The following is a 20,982-nucleotide window of genomic DNA, read 5'->3' on the forward strand; positions in this document are numbered from 1 at the left end:
AAAACCAGATACCACGGTAAAACTCAGCGTAGATATGGATGATTACTACCGTATTAAAGATGGTAAAGATGCATCCGACAAGCCAGATCCTGGCCAACCGGATCCCGATCAGCCAGATCCTGACCAACCGGACCCAGAACCAGATAATCCGGATCCGGAACCAGATAAACCGGATCCCGATCCGGCCCCTGACCAGGGAGGAGAAGAAGCATGAAACGAAGACGGATAATTCCAGTGTTGCTGTGTATGATGCTAATATTGCTGGGCGCAGGAACAGCTGTCGGAACTATGAAAGAGGAAGTGCGAAGTGCGGCAAAAGGCTTAAGAACCGCACTGGAAGGAAAAGACGAAATGATCCTAAATCGGCAGGAAATACTGCCTGCTGGCTCTCCCCAGAGTGACTGGGCGGCCATGGCTCTGGCATTGGCGGGAGAAAAGGACCATTATCAGATTTATGCAAAAAACCTGGAAACCTATGTGGAGGAAACTTATGAAAGGAATGGCAGCCTTTCTGACCGGAAAGCGACGGAATATGACCGTGTCATTCTTACGGTCCTGGCACTGGGAAGAGACCCGGAACAGTTTGGAGGAGCAGATCTTGTAGAAGATGGCATCTGGCAGTACCAGGGTGGAAGCCTGGGAGACCAGGGCGTGAATGGATGGATTTATTCTCTGATTGCTGCAGATGCAGGATCCTATGAGGAACCACAGGATGCAAAGTATACACGGGAAATGATGGTGGAAGAGATTCTTGCGGAGCAAAACGAGGATGGAAGTTTTGGATTGCAGAAAGGATCGGCAGATCCTGATCTCACAGCCATGGCACTGCAGGCGCTGGCGCCGTATCAGGAAGACAGCGAAGTAAAGGCGGCATCTGACGAAGCACTTGTCTGGCTGTCAGAACACATGACAGAACATGGTTCTTATGTGAGTTATGGGGAGGAAAGTGCAGAATCCTGTGCACAGACGGTCATTGCTCTTTGTGCTCTTGGAACTGATCCGGCAGAAGATGACCGGTTTGCAAAAAATGGCGTGACGCTTCTCGATGGCATGGAAGCTTTTGCAAGAAATGACGGTGGATATGCACATGCACAGTCTGACAGAGAGAGTAACTTTATGGCAAGCGAGCAGGTGCTTCTTGCGAAGACGGCGCTTCTTCGTCTCAGACAGGGTGAAGAGCGGTTATATAGTTTTGAACAATACACAGGTCCGCAGGAAAGCGGAACTTCGATGAGGAAAATCGTGATTGCTGTGATCGCGGCAGCTGCTGCAGGAGCAGTGGTACTGGCGGTGAGAAGAAAGGGGAAGACAAATGCAGGAGCTGACAGAACAGATTCAAAATGAGATTAAAAAAGCAATTATTGGTAAGGACGATGTCATCAGAAAAGTACTGATGGCAGTCCTGGCACAGGGACATATTTTGCTGGAGGATATTCCGGGAGTAGGAAAGACAACGCTTGCCATGGCATTTGCCAGAGCACTGGGTCTGGATTCCAGACGAATTCAGTTTACTTCCGATACACTTCCCTCTGATATTATCGGTTTTTCTGTATATGAAAAAGAATCCGGAAAACTGCAGTACAAATCAGGAGCGATTATGACCAATCTGCTGCTGGCAGATGAGATTAATCGTACGTCCAGTAAGACACAGTCAGCGCTTCTGGAAGCAATGGAAGAGCATCAGGTAACAGTAGATGGCGTGACCCATCCGCTTCCGGATCCGTTTGTGGTACTTGCAACACAGAACCCGGTTGGTTCTGCAGGTACACAGCTTCTGCCGTCTGCACAGCTGGACCGTTTTCTTATGCGCCTCAGCATGGGATATCCGGACCGTGACAGCCAGGTGGCGCTGATGAAAGAACGTCACCATTCCAATCCGCTGGATCAGTTAAAAGCGGTAGTGGATATTCCGGAACTCAGAAAATTGATTGTGGATACAGCGGAAGTCTATGTGGCAGATGAAATCTACGGATACGTAACGGATCTTGCGGAGGCAAGTCGTCATCAGGAATACATTCAGCTGGGTGTCAGCCCCCGAGGTGCGCTGGCGGTATGCCGGACTGCGAAAGCCAATGCATTTTTGAAAGGCAGAGATTATGTGCTGCCGGAAGATGTAGAAGAAGTATTTTTATCCGTATGTGCACATCGACTGGTTCTGTCCGCAAAGGCGCGGCTTCATGAATACACTGCAGATGATTTGCTGACAGAGATTCTGAAAGACGTGAAAAAACCGTCAGTGAAGGAGTTTCGTGCCAGATGAGAAAAAGACAATTCACTGCATTAGGAGGATGGCTGCTGCTGTTCCTGTTACTCTGTGCAGTTGCGGTGTCGGGAATGGCTCCACAGGTCTGGGGCGGAGTTGTGCTGCTGCTGGTTCTGCCTGTGGGTACCTGGGGGATGAATTTCTTATTAAAAGAGAAACTGGAAGCAGAATTGAAAATGCCGTCCACAGCTGAGAAAGGAAAAGAGATTCAGGCAGAAGTGACCATTCAGAATCATGCCAGAATACCGGCAGTTCATCTCTTTTGTACAGTGCAGGCGGAAAACAGGCTGACAGGGGAGAACTCCATACTGGAGCTGATCATGTCTGTACCGGCAGGAGGAAGTGGCAAAAGTGAGTTCACGATTTGCGGGACACACTGTGGCTATATTCATACAGAGATAAGCAAAGTAACGGTGATGGATTGGTTTGGATTCCTCCCATTTAGAATTCCTTGTAAAAGCGATGGAAGAACTTCGATTCTTCCTAATACCTTTTCCACGGAAGTGTCACTTCAGATTCCTTACTGTCAGCAGGATGAGGAGGAAAATTATGCACCGGACCGGAAAGGAAACGATGCGTCGGAGATTTTCCAGCTTCGGGATTATGTACCGGGTGATCCGGTAAAGCAGATTCACTGGAAGCTTTCCAGCAAATTGAACCACATATTAATTAAGGAAGCAAGTCTTCCGGTATCCCGTTCTCTGCTGGTATTCTGGGACAAGAATACAGAAGAAGCAAGTCCGGATGAGATGGATGCAATGGCGGAATCGGTATCATCCATCTGTCAGGCATTAAGCCAGGATGGAGTACAGTACACCCTGGGATGGACGGATGGACAGGAGATCTGCCAGGAAGAAGCGTTTACATTGGAAGAATTGTTAAGACTTCTGCCACAGATGCTCAAAAACGGGCAGAATCCAGTGGAAGATGGAGTTTCTCTCTGGATGGATGCTTATGGCCGGGCGGAATATGGAAAGATCATTTATTTTGCAAAGAGGATTCCGGAGAGTCTGGAGGAATTTTCCGGTGGAGAGATCTCCATTCTGCTCTGCGATGGGATTCCTGCGGATAACCGGTGGAATACCATGGTATACCATGCACAGACTTTTGCAGAGGATCTTCAGATGGTGGTGTTGTAGATGAGGAAAAAAGACGTGACAAAAACAGGGCTTGCGATGGCGGTGCCGGAAGAAGCGGTGGACGGTGGAAGGGCATATGCCGGAAGATTTCTGGCGGCTGTGTTTCTGATGATGGGATTATCTGGACTGTTTGTGCCGGCATTTCCTTCTGTGTCTTGCGGATGGGTAATCCCTGGAATCTGCGGCACTTCCATTTGTCTGGGAATTTTTCTGCTGGCAGGATACAGCAAAGGCCGGCAGGCAGCCGTACTGATCCCTTATCTTTTATTTGCCGGGATCTTTTATGGACGGATTCGGGATGGATTTCTGATACTGTCCAATGATATGCTGCATTTTATGACGGAAAAAACAGGAAAGATTTATCTGGACTTTCAGGTAAATGCAGAAGGAAATGTGTATTTTACGTTATTTTCCATTGGATTTCTGGCAGCATTTCTGACAGCCAATGCCATCTGGTATGGAACATTATGGCCGGTCTCACCGGTGATTTTTCTGGCGGCAGCAGCACTGATAAGCGGATTTTCCAGGGAAGTGATTGCGGCAGCTGTATTTCTGGCAGGTGTGCTACTGCTTCCGGTATTCCGGGAACAGATCGGAAAAGACAGGGAAGAGAAGGGGAATCTTCCGGCTTATGCGGCGGTGATTGCAGTATCGCTGGTACTGCTCCTGACGGCGGGCACTTTCCTGGGAAGAATGGACCTGTTTCAAGAGAACTGGTGGAAGGACAGTGTCCATCGTTTTTTGTATGATAGCAGTACGGAGTCCATGCCGGAAGGAAATCTGGAAAATCTGGGAAGCTGGAAGAAATCCGATGCGGCGGCATTGTCCTTGAAGGCGGATCAGTATGGAAAACTGTATCTGCGCGGCGTCATCAGGGAAAACTACACCGGAACTGCCTGGGAGGAACTTCCGGCGGAAGAAAAAGCAGACAGTGAGGCGCTGTTTTACTGGCTTCATAAAAATGGGTTTTACGGAAATGAAATGATCGGTCTTGCTTCTGATCTGACAGAGGAAGAGACGGCAGAACAGACAGTGGAGATCACAAATCTGGGCGCCTGCAGGGAACACCTGTATCTTCCCTATGCGCTGCATGACAGCTCCTTGCTTTCTGCGGATGTGATTGGTGATGCAGAAGTAAAGAAGAACGAGGAAAACTGGACGATTTCTTATCTTTCGGGAAGCGTTCCCCAGTGGTATGCCGTATTACAGAAATTGGCGGATCATCAGAAGGCGGACAAAGAGCAGGAATATCTTCGCTGTGAGGATGCTTACCGGAAATACGTATATGATAAAGATCTTCAGATTACGGATACGGCAGCGGCGACGCTGGGACGTCTGCTTCCCCCTGCGGAAGGCAGGCTGAAACTGTCAGAGATCAAAGAACGTATTTACCAGTGTCTGGAAGAAAATCTCGCATATGATGAAAGTGCCGTGACACTGAATGGAAATAATGATTTTCTTGCCTATACACTGGAACAGAAGAAAAAAGGATACAGTGTCCATTATGCGACGGCAACCGTACTGATGCTTCGTTATTATGGCGTGCCGGCCCGGTATGTGGAAGGATATTATCTCCGCCCGGAGGAGGCTAATGCGGCAGCACCGGGAGAAGAACTGGTGCTGGATGAGACCCATGCACATGCGTGGGCAGAGTATTATCTGGACGGTATCGGATGGATTCCCTTTGAGACAACGCCTGGCTATATTGATCAGGAAGAGATCGGAGTCAGCGAGGATACTGGTCTGGGACAGGATTCTTACGAAGCGCCGGATAAGGACTACATGGCGCAGGAAGAACCGGATACCATGGAAGAAGAATCCGGGGACAGAAGCGAATGGAAGGTGACGCCTGTCTGGGCATTTCTGCTTCTTTTACTTCTGCTGCTGGCTTTGATTGGGCGTCAGGTTTATCGTAGAAGACAGCTTTTGAAGAAACTCCAGGAAATGGAACAGCTTTCACCGAAAGAAGGTGTGGCGGCCTGGTATGGTTATGCGGTCTGCCTGATGCAGCATGGGGGAACTGCGGAGGAGAAGGAAAACCGGGAAATGCGGGCACTTTCTGATGAGGCAATGTTCAGCAGTCATCCTATGACGGAGGAACAAAAGGGACAGGAAATGAAGTTTGCCGAGCAGGTACGGGAAAACTGTATGGCAAAATGGAATCTGATTGAACGGCTGAAATACCGTTGGATTCTATGTATCTGCCGATAGAGGAGGATAAAAACGTGAAGACTATAAGGAAACTATCAGCACTCCTGATCTTCTGTGCCGCATTATTGATTGGGTTTGGCGGTACGGTGCATGCAGAGGAAGCGGCTGGGACGAAAACGGTTTACATAACTGCTTCCACAAAGTCGGAAATGATCATAGAACCGACAGCGGTTACGGGAAGAGAAGACCAGACCGTAAAGGAACTTCTGGCGGAAAGTGGACATGAGTTCGCAGGACTGGAGGATGGATGGATTGTTTCCATCGACGGAGTGACCGGCAATTACCGGCGTTTTTTTGACGGAAATGCCTATCAGCTGGATACGAAGCTGAAAGACGTAACGGTTCTCTGTTTTACAGAAGCAGAAGATGCCTATTCAGAAAATATGCTGGAACTGATCCGTTATCTGGGTCAGTACCGGGCAAAAGAAGATTATGAAAAGCTTCAGAAGTATGAGCCTGCAAAGCAGGCATATGACAATGCATTAAAAGGACTCTGCCGCGGAGCAGGAAGTGAAGATGCGAAAGGTCTGCAGACAGCTCTGGTGCAGGCGGTCAATGATTATGAAGCAATCTTAAACGGACCAAAATATACGGTAATATTTGCCGCGACAAAAGGCAGTCAGACCGTTACCGGTCTGAAGATTACCATGACAGATGCTTATGGGAATGAGACAAAGGCAGATGGCACAACGATTCAGGTACCGGCAGGAACCTATCATTTTTCTGTATCCGATGGAACCTGGAACCGGACAGAAGGAAATGTGGAGATTGTCTCTGAGAAAAATCTGACGGTTGCACTCCCGGATGGCGAATGGTTCGGGGATATTAAGCTACTGGACAAGAACAAAAATCCTTATGCGGGAGAGCAGGACAAATCTGCACATAAAGCGGTCTATCAGATTCCAGATACCATCAGTTCTTCCGGGATTTATCTGAATGCGGCATCCGGTGCACTTCTGGATGATGCTACAACGCGTCTGAGGACGATTTACACAGGAACAGATGGCAAAGACAAATCAGAAACTGCCAGAACCTGGAACAGCGAATATACTGCGCTGGCATTTTGTCTGCAGAAGGGAATGGGTGGACGGACGTTCCAGCTGGAAGCACAGTATACTGTTACAGATGAGAACAGGGCGGATTTTGGCTATGTGATGATTCAGTCCTATGAGATGGAACTGCAGCGCTATCCGACTTTGAAAAATATTTTTGTCAAGGCAGGAAATACGGAGCTGATGACGGGATTTCAGAATCTGACCATGGCATATGAGCTTTGCACGACTTCTGACAGAGTGGTTATCAGTGGAACGCCCCTGGAAGAAGGGTGTACGGTACTGGTGGATCAGAATGCTTCCGGCATTGTGGAACTGCCGGAGAAGAAAACCTATGAGATTCCGGTATCAGTATCTTATGGAGAAGGAAATCCCACTGTTTATACACTGCGGATCACCCGAACAGATGCCGCCAAAGTGACGTTAAAAGTCCCGGCGGATACAGAAGTGCAGGTGACGAACCAGGCGTTATCCGAAATCAAGGCAGAGGATGATGGAACTTATTTATTGATACCAGGAGAGCAATATACTTATACAGCTACCAAAGGAAGCTGGTATCACAGTACAGCATCGTTCCTGGCTTCAGAAGGAAAGACGGTGCATGTGGCAGCACCAGAGACTAAAGATGCTATGACAGCCTTTGCACTGTATGATAATGGAGGAGCAGCGAAAAGAAAAGAATTTACACTGAATTCTAAATATCAGAAGAGTACACATCAGTATGAGTGTGTGGTACCGGATATGAATACGGCAGTCTATGCACAGGCAACAGGTGAGACGGGCTATCGGATTAATGCCCGCTATCAGAAGCAGACGACGATTAGTTCAACCAATGACGTTTTTTATGAGACGCAGATTAAGAAACCTTATTCCTCAACTGGCGCCTGCACGATCCTCGGCTCACTGGTTGCAAAATCCGGATATGGACAGAACCTGAGCCTGCGTCTTTCCAAAACTTCAGATACAGATGCATCCGTTACGCTGTATCAGGACTATGAAGTCAAGATTAAACGATCCCTCCATATAATCAATTTCGCGGCTTCTCTTGGAGGAACTTCCCTTGATCTGACAGATCAGAAAGGAAATATCATCAGTTTTAACCGTAATGTTGATGAATATTGGGTGACGGTAGAGCGTGGAAGTAAGGCAATTTGGTTCCAGGCGGAATTTCCGAACACGCTGGATACCACGGATTGCTGTGGCGGATATTATGCATTGATGGATGGTGCGAGATATGACTCACTGGAAAATGTAGAATTTGCCTTGGGAGATGATCCGGATAGATGGGATGAAAAGAATGTAGCGATTGAGATTCACAATATTGCTGCTGGCAGCGTTCCCATGACTTATACGATTCACATCAGGCAGATGGATCCGGTAGAGGTGACATTTCAGACGGAACCGGAAAATGCGCGGATCCTCGTGAAAAATAATGGAAACAAGAAAACAGTGTTGCCGGAGAATGGCGTGTATCGGCTGATCCCCGGAACCTCTTATACGTACCGCATCACAGCCAGCGGATATCGGGCAAAGGAAGTCAGCAATTACAAGGCATCTTCCCAGGCGGAGACGGTGAACGTTCAACTGGAAAAAGCATCGGAAAATACTTCACTTGTGAAATTTGATGCAGAATGGCCGACCTTCCGGTATGATGAGGAAAATAACGGAGTAGTAGAAAATATTCCGGTTCCGAGAACTGCAGAGGAAGCCGTTCTGTACTGGTCGACAGCATTAGGAGAAGGATACGATTCCGATGCATGCGGAAGTCCGATTCTGATAGGGGATTATATTTATACTTACGCAAAAAACCAGATCTATAAAGTGAACAAAATGACGGGAGAAGTGGAAGCCAGCGGAACCATGGATCATGCTTCCAGCTTTGCCATTAATCCGCCGACCTATGCGGACGGCATGATCTTCGTGGGGCTGGCGAATGGCTGTATCCAGGCGTTTAATGCGGATACGCTGAAACCGTTGTGGATCTACCATGATGAACTGGGCGGTCAGCCGAACTGTCCGATTATCTATAAGAATGGATATATTTATACCGGTTTCTGGCGGTCTGAAGTGGAGCGTGCGAATTTTGTATGCCTGTCTGTGACGGATGAAGATCCTTCTTCCACCAAGGAAGAGAAGAAAGCTTCCTGGGCCTATACGCAGAAGGGCGGTTTCTACTGGGCAGGAGCTTATGTATCGAATGATTTTGTCCTGATTGGAACCGATGATGGTGAAGCAAGCTATACGACCGGACATGCCAGTCTTCTTTCTCTGGATCCGAAGACGGGAGCTGTGATCAGCCAGATCACGCTTCCGCACACCGGGGATATTCGATGCAACATTGTGAGACAGGAGGGGACAAACTCCTACTATTTCACATCCAAGGGCGGATATTTCTATGGGGTGACCGCAGATGAAAATGGTATTATTGATGAAAATTCTCTGAAGTATATCCAGCTGAAAAATGGCAGTGAAGAAATTCCCATGAGTACCAGTACTCCGACCATCTATGGAAACAGAGCTTACATCGGTGTCTGCGGAGCCAGCCAGTTTGGTGCTTATTCCGGCCATAATATTACGGTGCTGGATCTTAAAAACTGGGGAATTGCATACCAGGTAAAAACCATGGGTTATCCGCAGACCAGCGGACTTCTGACAACTGCCTACGAGAAGAGCGAAGGTGTTGCCTATATCTATTTCTTTGATAATTATACACCTGGCAAATTACGGGTGATTACGGATAAGGAAGACCAGACCGCACCGGGAAAAACCATAACGGAAAGTTATCGGGTCAATGGAAAACTGGTGGATTATGAGACAGCTCCGGTACTCTTTACCCCGGATGGGGAAGAGGCCCAGTATGCCATCTGCAGCCCGATTGTGGACAAAGACGGAACCATTTATTTTAAAAATGATTCCGGACGATTGATGGCATTGGGAAGCACCATTGACCATTTGGAGATTGCAGAACCTCCGACAAAGACGGCTTATGCAGTGGGTGACCTGTTTGAACCGGCAGGAATCAAAGTCATTGCTCATTATACCAATGGAACTTCCAGAGATATTACGGATCTGATTTCTTATTCGGATCAGCCGCTGACGGCAGAGGATACCGAATTTGAAATCCGTTTTGAGCATGTGAAATATCAGGACAAAGACGGCGTGGCAGGGGTGGATTATACAGCACCGTCTGCAGAAGTGGAGCTTACCATAGCAGGAGCGGAACAACTTACCGGAGATGTGAATGGTGACAGTGTTGTCAATGAGGATGATGCGAAACTGGTAGTCCAGATTGCCAATGGAGAAATCGAGGCGTCCGAAGAGCAGTTAAAGGCAGCAGATGTGGACGGAGATGGTGAAGTGGACGCCATGGATGCAGAGCTGATTTATGGATACTGCAAAGGTAGATTAAAAGAGTTCCCGGCGGATACTCCCGACGGAAAAGCGAATTGACATTATACTGGAAACAGTATATATTTGAACTAAATATGTGAGCGCTTTTCGAAGCTGGAAAGGGGTATTTTTAAAATGCTGGAGGAATTAAAAAAAGAAGTCTGGGAAGCCAATATGCTTCTGCCGAAATACGGTCTGGTTACATTTACCTGGGGAAATGTCAGCGGAATCGATCGTGAAAAAGGATTGTTTGTGATCAAACCAAGTGGTGTGGATTATGATGTGATGAAACCGGAAGATATGGTTGTTATGGATATGGAAGGTAACCGTGTGGAGGGACATTACAAACCGTCATCTGATACACCGACTCATCTGGAGCTCTATAAAGCATTTCCGGAGATCGGGGGTATTATTCATACCCATTCTTCCTATGCGACCAGCTGGGCACAGGCAGGAAGAAGTATTCCGTGCTATGGTACCACTCACGCAGACTATATGTATGGAGATATCCCGTGCATGCGCTGTCTGAACAAAGAGGAGATCGAGGAGGCATATGAGGCAAATACCGGCCACTTGATCGTGAACTATTTTAAGGAGAGCGGAAGAAATCCGATGGATGTTCCGGCATGTCTGTGCAAGAACCACGGACCGTTTGCATGGGGTAAGGATCCACATGAAGCAGTTCATAATGCGGTTGTTCTGGAAGAGGTTGCCAAGATGGCATATCGTGCCGAGGTTATCGAGCCGAGAATCCAGCCGGCACCGCAGGAGCTGCAGGATAAGCATTACTACAGAAAACATGGTGCAAATGCTTATTACGGACAGGATACGAAATAAAAAGGACCAATCAGTGCCGGGATGCGGAAAAATGTACAGCATCCCGGCATTCTTTTAGAAAAAACAGTTGTTTTCTCCGCGCAATACAAGTATAATCATGAATAGTATTTTTAAATACGAGGAGATAAAGTGATGAAAAAAGTAGTCAAATTTGGTGGAAGCTCACTGGCCAGTGCAGAACAGTTCCGGAAAGTAGGAAAGATTATTCTGGCAGAAGACAGCCGCCGTTATGTAGTTCCGTCTGCGCCTGGAAAACGGTACACTGGAGATACCAAGGTTACAGATATGTTGTATCAGTGTTATTATGCCGCAGCTAACGGAGAAGATTTCGACGGACAGATAAAACAGATCAAAGCCCGTTACAATGAGATTATCGGTGGGCTGAACCTGAAGCTTTCTCTGGATAAGGAATTTGAGACTATTGCGGAGAACTTTAAAAATAAAGCAGGAAGCGATTATGCGGCTTCCCGCGGAGAGTACCTGAACGGTATTTTGATGGCTGCCTTTATCGGCTATCCGTTTGTGGATTCTGCAGAGGTGATTCGTTTTAACAAAGATGGAGAGTTCGATGCAGAGACGACAGACAGACTGCTGAAAGAAAAGCTGAAAGACATGCCGAAGGCAGTTATTCCTGGATTCTACGGCGCATATGAGGATGGAAAGATCAAGACCTTCTCCAGAGGAGGCTCTGATGTGACTGGTTCCATCGTAGCAAGAGCAGTGGAAGCGGATCTCTATGAGAACTGGACAGATGTATCCGGATTCCTGGTAACAGACCCGAGACTGATCGAAGACCCGGTGACCATCGATGTCATCACCTACAAAGAGCTTCGTGAACTCTCCTACATGGGTGCAACGGTTCTTCATGAGGATGCGATCTTCCCGGTACGTAAAGCGGGTATTCCGATCAATATCAAGAACACCAACCGTCCGGGTGATAAGGGAACCATGATTGTGGCAAGCACCTGTCATAAACCGGATTATACCATTACCGGTATCGCCGGTAAAAAGGGATTTGTGGCAATCAACATCGAGAAGGATATGATGAATTCCGAGATTGGTTTTGGCCGCAAGGTTCTGGAAGAGTTTGAAAAACAGGGCATTTCCTTTGAACATATTCCATCAGGTATTGATACCATGAGCATCGTTGTTCATCAGGACGAGTTTGAGGAGAAAGAGCAGCAGGTACTTGCAGGCATTCAGCGTGCAGTAAATCCTGATTATCTGGAAGTGGAAGGAGACATGGCGCTTGTAGCAGTCGTAGGACGTGCCATGAAGTCCAACCGCGGGACAGCCGGAAGAATTTTCTCAGCACTGGCACATGCCAATGTAAATGTGAAAATGATTGACCAGGGTTCCAGTGAGTGGAACATTATTATCGGAGTGAGAAACGAAGATTTTGAGAAGGCAATCAAGGCAATCTACGATATTTTTGTTACAACACAGCTGTAATGAATACGAGAGCTTCCGAATTCCATCCGGATTCGGGAGCTTTTTAAACTATCTTAAGAATCCTTAAAATTCTGTGAAATCCCGTTATTTTGGGAAACAATATGCTATACTGCCAGAAAGAAAACCAAAAAGAGGGCAAAAAAGACAATGGTTGTAAGAGAAGAATTTTATGTGGATTCAATGGACAGAGTGCATATGATACACGGCTACCGCTGGTATGATCCGGAGCAGGAATGGATTGGTGTTCTGCAGATCATACACGGGATGCTGGAATATATAGAGCGATACGATGAATTTGCGGAGAAAATGGCAGAGGCCGGTTACTATGTGATCGGTCATGATCATCTGGGTCACGGAGATTCTGTGAACAGTATGGAAGAGCTGGGTCATCTGGGAGAAGACGGAGCGGTGCTCTGGCTGAAGGATATGGAACTGGTACGGAGAATGGCAGTGGCAGCCGCTCCGAATCTTCCTTATATTATGTTGGGTCACAGTATGGGTTCGTTTCTGGCACGCCGCTATCTGATCTATCATGGAGAGCGGATAGATGGAGCGGTGCTTATAGGAACCGGGCAGCAGCCATTTCTTATGGTGAAGCTGGGACTTTTGACCGTCTGGGCAGGAAAGCTGCTGAAAGGCGGCAGGGAAGGAAAGAGCCGCCTCTTAAACCGGCTGACGGTCAGCGGATATGCGAAAAAATATCCGGACAATGCCAGAACCGGAAGCTGGATGAGCAGAGATCCACAGGTGCTGATTCAAGTATTAAGGGATGAGAAAATGAACTTCCAGTTTACGAGAGGTGCTTATGAAGCATTATTCCGCACGGTGGAAGAAGATATTAACAGACGAAGGGCGGCAAAAATGCCGAAAGATCTGCCGCTTTTAATTCTCTCCGGTGAGGAAGATCCGGTGGGAGGATATGGAAAAGGCGTGCGCCGGTTTGAAGCGATGCTGAGTAAAACAGGAATGCAGAATGTGACTTGCCGTATTTATCCGGAAGCCAGACATGAGCTTCTGAATGATTATAACAAAAAGGAGGTCACAGCCGAAATTTTGGCCTGGTGCAACGAGATTTGCAGCAGGGGAAAACGCAGAAATGCAGGAGGATAATGTAACTATGAAAAAATGGCTGTCATTGTTATTGGTTATGACCATGTTGTGTGCAGGAACAATTCAGGCACAGGCCGCCGGAACCGGTGTGCTTGCCCTTGGAGCAGATCTGAGCGCAGATCAGAGAGCAACTGTGCTTTCAGAAATGGGAATTACGGAAGCAGAAGCAGCTTCTTATGAAACTGTTACGATTACCAATGATATGGAGCATCAGTATCTGGATGAATCTTTGGGTTCTTCCGTGGTAGGAAGCCATTCCCTTTCATCCGTGCTTCTGATACCGCAGGAGAGCGGTGCAGGACTGACCGTAGAGACCCATAATATCAACTACTGTACGATTGCCATGTACCGGAATGCGCTTCTGACGGCAGGAGTGCAGGATGCAAAAGTGATTGTAGCAGCTCCCATGCCCATCAGTGGCACGGCTGCACTGATCGGTGCGGTAAAAGCGTATGAGACTTACAGTGGAACAACCGTCAGTGATGAGGCGATCAATGCGGCAACAGATGAGCTGGTACTGACCGGCGAGCTGTCGGATGAACTGGATTCTGAGCAGATCTCCGATCTGATTGCCTATCTGAAACAACAGATTGCAGAAAAAGGACTGGATGATCCGGGAAAACTGACAGAGCTTGTTAATGAAGCATCTGATAAGATGGATCTCAAACTGACCGATGAGCAGGTATCACGGATTGTAGATCTTCTGCTGAAGCTTGACAATCTGGACATTGATGCCGGAAAGCTGGCATCTCAGGCCAAGGAACTGTATGATAAACTGGATGCTATGGGCATCAAGCTGGACAGTGAGAAAGTGGGAAACTTCGTGACCAGAATGGTATCTTCCATTTGGAACCTGATCCAGAGCTTCCTGAAACAGTAAATAAAAAAACCGGCGGACATATCTCCGCCGGTTTTCTAATCTTCTTCTATTACCTGAAATTCAAGAAAATCAAAATCTACTTCATCCACAAAACTGTCCTGCCGGAAACGGGTCTTCGCATGGCGCTTAAATTCCCGGATGTTGGATTCCAACCAGATCGGCTTGCTAAGATCAAACTGATAACAGATCTCATCCAGTGCATGAAAGATTTTATGTGTACGGGAATCGTCTCCGCCATCGCAGATTGTTGTATCCGCGAGCATATGATTATCTTTGAATATTTTTCCCCAAACTCGAAACATCTGTTTTCCTCCTGCGCTTTAGTATACTGAATTTTTATAAGTATGTAAAGATATAAGAAAAACTTATGAATTGACAAATAATAAGAAGAAAAGAATATGAGTGATCTGCAAAATTCGACAGAAACTACAGATAACCCTATGATATAATTATACCGTTATGCAATATAACAGGAGGTGACGGAAAATGGCAGAAGAGATGAGCATACAGCAGTATATTCAGAAACATTCAGAAAAAGACGCGTTTGCGACCGTTATGTTTGTCTATCAGTCAGCATTGATCCAGATGCGCAGCAGGATCGACGTGCTGAATAATGAATTAAGCCAGGTATATTCCTACAATCCGATAGAATATGTGAAGACACGACTGAAAACGCCGGAGAGTATTATGCAGAAACTCCGGAAACAGGGACATAGTTTCAATGTGAATGATCTGATCGAATACATTCATGATATTGCCGGAATTCGGATCACCTGTTCTTTCTTCTCAGAGGTTTATTTCCTGTCTGATATGATTGCAAAGCAGGACAATCTGGAAGTATTAAGCATCAAAGACTACATAAAGAACCCAAAAGAAAGCGGCTACATGAGTTATCATATGCTGCTGTCTATTCCTGTAGCACTGGCAGATGCTGTGGTGCCCGCAAAAGTGGAACTGCAGATCCGTACTATGGCTATGGATTTCTGGGCCAGCCTGGAGCATAAGATCTATTATAAATATGAGGGAAATGCCCCGGATTATTTTGAAAGAGAGCTGCAGGAGTGCGCATCCATCATTTCACGTCTGGACACGAAGATGATGTCGTTAAATGAAGCAATGAAAAAAATCGACGGGGATGGTCATATCTGATCATCCCCGTCGATCTTTAGAAAGTGAGAAACTCATAAATGAGAAAAGTTATTTATAAATGAGGAGTGCCCCGACAATACGGATGCCGGGGCTATTATGAAAAAATCTGTCTGTCATAATTTAAATGCCTTATCTTTAAGACATTTATAATATAGCATTGAAATATGAATAAATTATGAACAAACTTTGAAAAATATGTTAAATAGCACAAAAAAAAGAAAGGCTACAAAAAAATCATGTACAAAACAAACAAATGAAGAAGGGGAAGTTGCGTGACTTGTAATTGAAACTGCAAAGTGCTAAAATGTTTGCATCAATATAATGAAATAAGGAGGACTGATATGTCATCAGAGACATCACCAGTATATGTCATCGGACATAAAAATCCGGATACTGATTCCATCTGTTCTGCAGTAGCTTATGCAGAACTGAAAAATCTGCTGCATGGAGGAGGATATTGTGCAGCAAGAGCCGGTCAGATCAATCAGGAGACACAGTATGTGCTGAATTTTTTTCAGGCGCAGGCTCCTATCTATGTGCCGGATGTTATGACAGATGTAAGTGATATTGAGATTCGCAAGACGCAGGGAGTAACAGGAGATATTTCTCTGAAGAAAGCGTGGAATATGATGAGGGCACTGGGAGTAGTTACCCTGCCCATTACAGACAACCAGAGACTGCAGGGACTGATCACTATCGGTGATATTGCCAATGCATACATGGATGTCTATGACAACTGTATCCTGTCTGTGGCAGGAACTCCGTATAAAAATATTCTGGAGACACTGGATGCAGAGCTGCTTCTTGGAGACAAGAATGCGCTCTACGACAGAGGGGAAGTCGTTATCGCAGCAGCCAATCCGGATGTAATGGAAGATTATATCCATGAAGGCGACATGGTCATTCTGGGTAATCGCTATGAGTCCCAGCTGTGTGCGATTGAGATGAATGCAGCCTGCATTATTGTGTGTATGGGTGCAAAAGTATCCAAGACGATTCAGAAGCTGGCACAGGAACACAACTGCAGTATTATCGTAACACCCCATGATACGTTCACGGTAGCGCGTATGATCAATCAGAGTATGCCGATCTCTCATTTCATGAAGAGAGAAGGACTGGTTACATTCAAAGTGACGGAGAAGACAGAGGATATCAAAGGCATCATGGGACAGAAACGGTACCGTGATTTTCCGATCCTTGATCTGGATGGAAATTATATTGGTATGATTTCGCGCCGGAACCTTCTGAACCTGCGTAAGAGACGGCTGATTCTGGTGGACCACAATGAAGCCAGCCAAACCGTAGACGGTATTGCGTTTGCAGACATTCTGGAGATTATTGACCATCATCGGATCGGTACGCTGGAGACACTGGAGCCAGTTTATTTCCGTAACCAGCCGGTAGGCTGCACGGCAACGATCATCTATCAGATGTATCAGGAAAACGGTGTGAAGATTTCAAAGAAAATCGCCGGATTACTCATGGCGGCGATCATCTCCGATACGCTTATGTTCCGATCTCCGACCTGTACGTCCATCGACCGGATGGCAGCAGAGAAGCTCTCCGAGATCTGTGGCGTGGAGATCGAAGAATTTGCTATCGACATGTTCAGTGCCGGAAGTGATATGAGTTCCCGGACACCGAAGGAGATCTTTAATCAGGATAAGAAGAAATTCCAGGTAGGAGATCACAGCTTTATCGTGGCACAGATCAACAGTATGAATGCGATTGAGCTGGAAGAGGTCAAAGAGAAACTGGTACCGTACCTGAGTGAACGGTTTGAGGGACTGGGTGTGGAGATGTGCTTTGTCATGCTTACCAATATTGTAAAGGAAGATACAGAACTTCTCTGCTTCGGTGAGAAGGCAAAAGATGTGGCGCGCAGCGCATTCCAGCTGTCACCGGACATGGAACATATTGTTCTGAAGGGTCTGGTATCCAGAAAGAAGCAGTTGATTCCAAGTATAGTTACAGTACTGCAACAGTAGTAATGAAACAGATTATCAAAAGGGCATTCGAAAGAATGCCCTTATTTTATGCATTTTTTATAATACTGATAAAAGTTATCAATAATGAATGCGGATTATTTCAAAAAGTTAGTTGACAATAATTAGCTATAACTATATAATATGGAACGTAAATGATAGTCGTTTTCAATAAACCCCAGAATGAGAAAGAAAAGAGGGAACATGATGGCATTAGCACTGATGAGTATTGGAGAAAAGCGCACAGTACAGACTCTTCGCGGAAAGGATGAAACACTGCGTCATCTGCAGGATCTTGGATTTGCTCCGGGAGCTGAAGTAGAGTGTGTAGGTGAGACTCCAGGCGGAATGATTCTGATTGTAAAAGGTGTCCGTATTGCACTGGACAGAGGACTGGCGTCCAAGATCATGGTTGCCTGACGTAAAACGACCATAAGGAAGGGAGAACAAAATGCAGACGTTAAAAGAAGTGGCTGTTGGAAAGACTGTTTCCGTAGTAAAACTCCATGGCGAGGGCGCTGTAAAACGCCGGATCATGGATATGGGAATCACCAAAGGAACACAGATCTTTGTTCGTAAAGTTGCTCCGCTTGGAGATCCGGTGGAAGTAACGGTCCGTGGATATGAGCTGTCTCTGAGAAAAGAAGATGCTCAGATGATTGAAGTACAGTAACTTGTAAAAAGCTGTGTAAAAACAGCTTATTTTTAAAAATATGGGTTAGAATCTACTAACCCCAGGAGGTCAAAATGTCAATGAAAATTGCACTTGCCGGAAACCCTAACTGCGGCAAAACAACATTGTTCAATGGTCTGACCGGTGCAAACCAGTTTGTAGGAAACTGGCCGGGTGTTACCGTTGAGAAAAAAGAAGGAAAATTAAAAGGCCATAATGATGTTATCATCATGGACCTTCCGGGTATCTATTCTCTGTCTCCCTATACATTGGAGGAGGTTGTAGCCAGAGGATATCTGATTAACGAGCGTCCGGATGCAATCCTGAACATTGTAGACGGAACCAACCTGGAGCGTAACCTGTATCTTTCCACTCAGCTGGCAGAGCTTGGTATCCCGATGGTGATGGCAGTCAACATGATGGACGTTGTTAAGAAAAACGGTGACCAGATCTTCATCGACAAACTGTCTGAGGTACTTGGATGTAAGGTGGTTGAGATTTCTGCACTGAAAGGTACCGGAATCAAGGAAGCTGCAGAGGCAGCAGTGAAGGCTGCAAGTGCAAAACAGGCACAGCAGATCGTACATACCTTTGATAAAAAGGTGGAAAATGCCCTGACCGATATTGAAAATATGCTTGGAAGTGAGGTTCCGGAAGAGCAGAAACGTTTCTTCGCAATCAAACTGTTTGAGCGTGACGATAAGATCAAAGAGCAGATGGCTCAGGTTCCGGATGTAGAAGGTATCGTAGCAGCTGCTGAGCAGGCTATGGATGACGACTCAGAGAGTATCATCACCAACGAGCGTTATGTATACATTTCTTCCATCATCGGAAAATGCTGCAAGAAAGCAAAAGCAGGAAAGATGACCACATCTGACAAGATCGACCAGATCGTAACCAACCGTTTTCTGGCCCTTCCGATCTTTGCAGTAGTGATGTTCCTTGTATATTATATATCTGTCACAACGGTAGGTACTTTCGTAACTGACTGGACCAATGATGTGCTGTTTGGCGAGATCGTACCGCCAGCGATTGAGGGATTCCTGACCAGCGTTGGCTGTGCTGGATGGCTGCAGAGCCTGATCCTTGATGGTATCGTTGCCGGTGTTGGAGCTGTTCTTGGATTCGTGCCGCAGATGCTGATCCTGTTCATCTTCCTGGCTATCCTTGAGGACTGCGGATATATGGCACGTGTTGCTTTCATTATGGACCGTATCTTCCGTAAATTTGGTCTTTCCGGAAAATCCTTCATCCCGATGCTGATCGGTACCGGATGCGGTGTTCCGGGTGTCATGGCTTCCAGAACCATCGAGAACGAGCGTGACCGTCGTATGACCATCATGACCACAACCTTTATCCCGTGTGGAGCTAAACTTCCGATTATCGCCCTGTTCGCAGGCGCCATCTTTGGCGGAGCTCCATGGGTTGCACCGAGTGCATACTTTGTTGGTATCGCAGCAATCATCTGCTCCGGTATCATCCTGAAGAAAACCAAGATGTTTGCCGGTGATCCAGCTCCCTTCGTTATGGAGCTTCCGGCTTATCACGTACCGACAGTGCTTAACGTATTAAGAAGTATGTGGGAGCGCGGCTGGTCCTTCATTAAGAAAGCTGGTACGGTTATCCTTCTCTCTACCATCTTTATCTGGTATACTTCTACCTATGGATTTGAGGGCGGCAGCTACTGCGCAGTAGAGGATTTCGCAAACAGCTTCCTTGGAACTGTTGGTAATGCAATTTCCTGGATTTTCATTCCGCAGGGATTCGGCAATGCAAAAGCGACTGTGGCAGCGATTACTGGTCTGGTAGCAAAAGAGAACGTAGTAGGTACCTTTGGTGTTCTGTACGGACTGGGTGAGGTAGCTGAAGACGGACAGGAATTCTGGAGCAACATCGCCCAGGATTACACCGCAGTTGCAGCATATGCTTACCTGGTATTCAACCTTCTGTGTGCACCGTGCTTCGCAGCAATCGGAGCAATCAGAAGAGAGATGAACAATGCAAAATGGACCTGGTTTGCAATCGGATATCAGTGCCTGCTTGCTTACTGCGTATCATTGGTGATCAATCAGGTAGGAAACCTGGTTGTATATGGTATCTTCAGTCCGTGGCTGATCGTTGCAGCTGTACTGATCGTGCTGTTCATCTGGCTGCTGGTTCGTCCGTATAAAGAATCAACTACCCTGAAGGTAAATGTGAAAGGAACGGCGAAAGCATAATGGGAACTTTATTTGTAGGACTGATTGTTCTGGCAATTGCAGCAGCGGCTGCACACAGTATCTGGAAGGATAAAAAATCCGGAAAGAGCTGCAGCGGCTGCAGTGGAAACTGTGGAGGTTGTTCCGGGTGCAAGACGAAAGACTGATTCGAGTTGCCAGAGAGAAAGATAAAATTCTGGAACTCTTTCGAAACAAAGGGATGCGGATTACTAAACAGCGGAAGCTGATTCTGGACATTGTATTTGAACAGGAATGTACCAGCTGTAAGGAAATCTATTATCAGGCGTCCAAACGAGACAAGAATATTGGAATTGCCACCGTTTATCGTATGGTAAATGCGTTGGGAGAGCTGGGTGTATTTCAGACGCATACTCCCTATCGTCTGGATCCTTTTTTACAGGAACCGAAGAATGGATTCCGTGTCATCTTGAAGAATCAGAAAGAAGTGGAATTCACCGGTGACGAGTGGAGGAAACTGCTGACAGATGCCCTGCAAAAAAAAGGCTATGCGGAAGCTCCGGAAATTGAGCGTGTCGTATTAAATAAGTGAGAAAAGGCAATCATGTTATTGAGAAAAAGTGATCAGTAACATGGTTGCTTTTTTTTGTGTTTTTTGTTACTA

The 20,982-nt window shown here is 46.5% G+C and carries 18 protein-coding genes; 17 read left to right on the forward strand and 1 reads right to left on the reverse strand.

Features of this window, described 5'->3' with window-relative positions:
- The 10 genes from LKD36_RS11265 to LKD36_RS11310 form a co-directional block, all read left to right on the forward strand.
- Positions 1–214: hypothetical protein (locus tag LKD36_RS11265; protein ID WP_308459648.1), on the forward strand; the 214-nt coding region annotated here is incomplete at its 5' end.
- The gene (locus LKD36_RS11270) at positions 211–1,344 is read left to right on the forward strand and encodes a prenyltransferase/squalene oxidase repeat-containing protein (RefSeq protein WP_308459649.1); all 1,134 of its coding nucleotides are present in this window, start codon (positions 211–213) and stop codon (positions 1,342–1,344) included. The genes LKD36_RS11265 and LKD36_RS11270, both read left to right, overlap by 4 nt.
- On the forward strand, positions 1,313–2,260 hold the full coding sequence (locus tag LKD36_RS11275; protein WP_118771499.1) for an AAA family ATPase: 948 nt from the start codon (positions 1,313–1,315) through the stop codon (positions 2,258–2,260). Before LKD36_RS11270 ends, LKD36_RS11275 begins: the two co-directional genes overlap by 32 nt.
- Complete coding sequence (locus LKD36_RS11280; protein ID WP_308459650.1) at positions 2,257–3,402, forward strand: DUF58 domain-containing protein; 1,146 nt, start codon at positions 2,257–2,259, stop codon at positions 3,400–3,402. The genes LKD36_RS11275 and LKD36_RS11280 overlap by 4 nt, the downstream gene beginning before the upstream one ends.
- The gene (locus LKD36_RS11285; protein WP_308459651.1) at positions 3,403–5,613 is read left to right on the forward strand and encodes a transglutaminase-like domain-containing protein; all 2,211 of its coding nucleotides are present in this window, start codon (positions 3,403–3,405) and stop codon (positions 5,611–5,613) included.
- Positions 5,614–5,627: 14 nt separating this feature from the next.
- The gene (locus LKD36_RS11290; protein WP_308459652.1) at positions 5,628–10,115 is read left to right on the forward strand and encodes a dockerin type I domain-containing protein; all 4,488 of its coding nucleotides are present in this window, start codon (positions 5,628–5,630) and stop codon (positions 10,113–10,115) included.
- 75 nt (positions 10,116–10,190) lie between these two features.
- Positions 10,191–10,892, forward strand: coding sequence for an L-ribulose-5-phosphate 4-epimerase (locus tag LKD36_RS11295; RefSeq protein ID WP_308459653.1), 702 nt, complete (start codon positions 10,191–10,193; stop codon positions 10,890–10,892).
- A 132-nt stretch (positions 10,893–11,024) separates the two neighbouring features.
- On the forward strand, positions 11,025–12,344 hold the full coding sequence (locus tag LKD36_RS11300; RefSeq protein ID WP_308459654.1) for an aspartate kinase: 1,320 nt from the start codon (positions 11,025–11,027) through the stop codon (positions 12,342–12,344).
- A gap of 147 nt (positions 12,345–12,491) precedes the next feature.
- The gene (locus LKD36_RS11305) at positions 12,492–13,454 is read left to right on the forward strand and encodes an alpha/beta fold hydrolase (RefSeq protein ID WP_118771505.1); all 963 of its coding nucleotides are present in this window, start codon (positions 12,492–12,494) and stop codon (positions 13,452–13,454) included.
- A 7-nt stretch (positions 13,455–13,461) separates the two neighbouring features.
- Positions 13,462–14,334 (forward strand): DUF1002 domain-containing protein, encoded by an 873-nt coding sequence (locus LKD36_RS11310; RefSeq protein WP_308459655.1) that lies wholly within the window; start codon positions 13,462–13,464, stop codon positions 14,332–14,334.
- 35 nt (positions 14,335–14,369) lie between these two features.
- Here LKD36_RS11310 and LKD36_RS11315 read toward each other — a convergent pair whose 3' ends face one another.
- Complete coding sequence (locus LKD36_RS11315) at positions 14,370–14,636, reverse strand: hypothetical protein (RefSeq protein ID WP_118771507.1); 267 nt, start codon at positions 14,634–14,636, stop codon at positions 14,370–14,372.
- Between the two features lie 184 nt (positions 14,637–14,820).
- On the opposite strand from LKD36_RS11315, the gene LKD36_RS11320 reads away from it, so the two are divergent.
- From LKD36_RS11320 to LKD36_RS11350, 7 genes are all read left to right on the forward strand, one after another.
- Complete coding sequence (locus tag LKD36_RS11320) at positions 14,821–15,483, forward strand: GTP pyrophosphokinase (RefSeq protein WP_308459656.1); 663 nt, start codon at positions 14,821–14,823, stop codon at positions 15,481–15,483.
- Between the two features lie 341 nt (positions 15,484–15,824).
- Entirely contained in the window at positions 15,825–17,471 is a 1,647-nt protein-coding gene (locus LKD36_RS11325) for a putative manganese-dependent inorganic diphosphatase (RefSeq protein ID WP_118771508.1), read from the forward strand.
- Between the two features lie 201 nt (positions 17,472–17,672).
- Positions 17,673–17,888 carry a FeoA family protein gene (locus LKD36_RS11330; protein ID WP_308459657.1) on the forward strand — a complete coding sequence of 72 codons (216 nt, stop codon included), beginning with the start codon at positions 17,673–17,675 and terminating at the stop codon, positions 17,886–17,888.
- Positions 17,889–17,919: 31 nt separating this feature from the next.
- Positions 17,920–18,141: a FeoA family protein gene (locus LKD36_RS11335; protein WP_118771510.1), complete on the forward strand. Its 222-nt coding sequence runs from the start codon at positions 17,920–17,922 to the stop codon at positions 18,139–18,141.
- A 74-nt stretch (positions 18,142–18,215) separates the two neighbouring features.
- Positions 18,216–20,360, forward strand: a complete 2,145-nt coding sequence (feoB, locus tag LKD36_RS11340) for a ferrous iron transport protein B (protein ID WP_308459658.1) — start codon at positions 18,216–18,218, stop codon at positions 20,358–20,360.
- Positions 20,360–20,506: a FeoB-associated Cys-rich membrane protein gene (locus tag LKD36_RS11345; RefSeq protein WP_118771512.1), complete on the forward strand. Its 147-nt coding sequence runs from the start codon at positions 20,360–20,362 to the stop codon at positions 20,504–20,506. The genes feoB and LKD36_RS11345 overlap by 1 nt, the downstream gene beginning before the upstream one ends.
- The gene (locus LKD36_RS11350; protein WP_308459659.1) at positions 20,488–20,910 is read left to right on the forward strand and encodes a transcriptional repressor; all 423 of its coding nucleotides are present in this window, start codon (positions 20,488–20,490) and stop codon (positions 20,908–20,910) included. Before LKD36_RS11345 ends, LKD36_RS11350 begins: the two co-directional genes overlap by 19 nt.
- Positions 20,911–20,982: the final 72 nt, after the last annotated feature.

The sequence above is a fragment of the Hominiventricola filiformis genome, from assembly GCF_020686965.1.
Lineage (GTDB): Bacteria > Bacillota > Clostridia > Lachnospirales > Lachnospiraceae > Hominiventricola > Hominiventricola filiformis.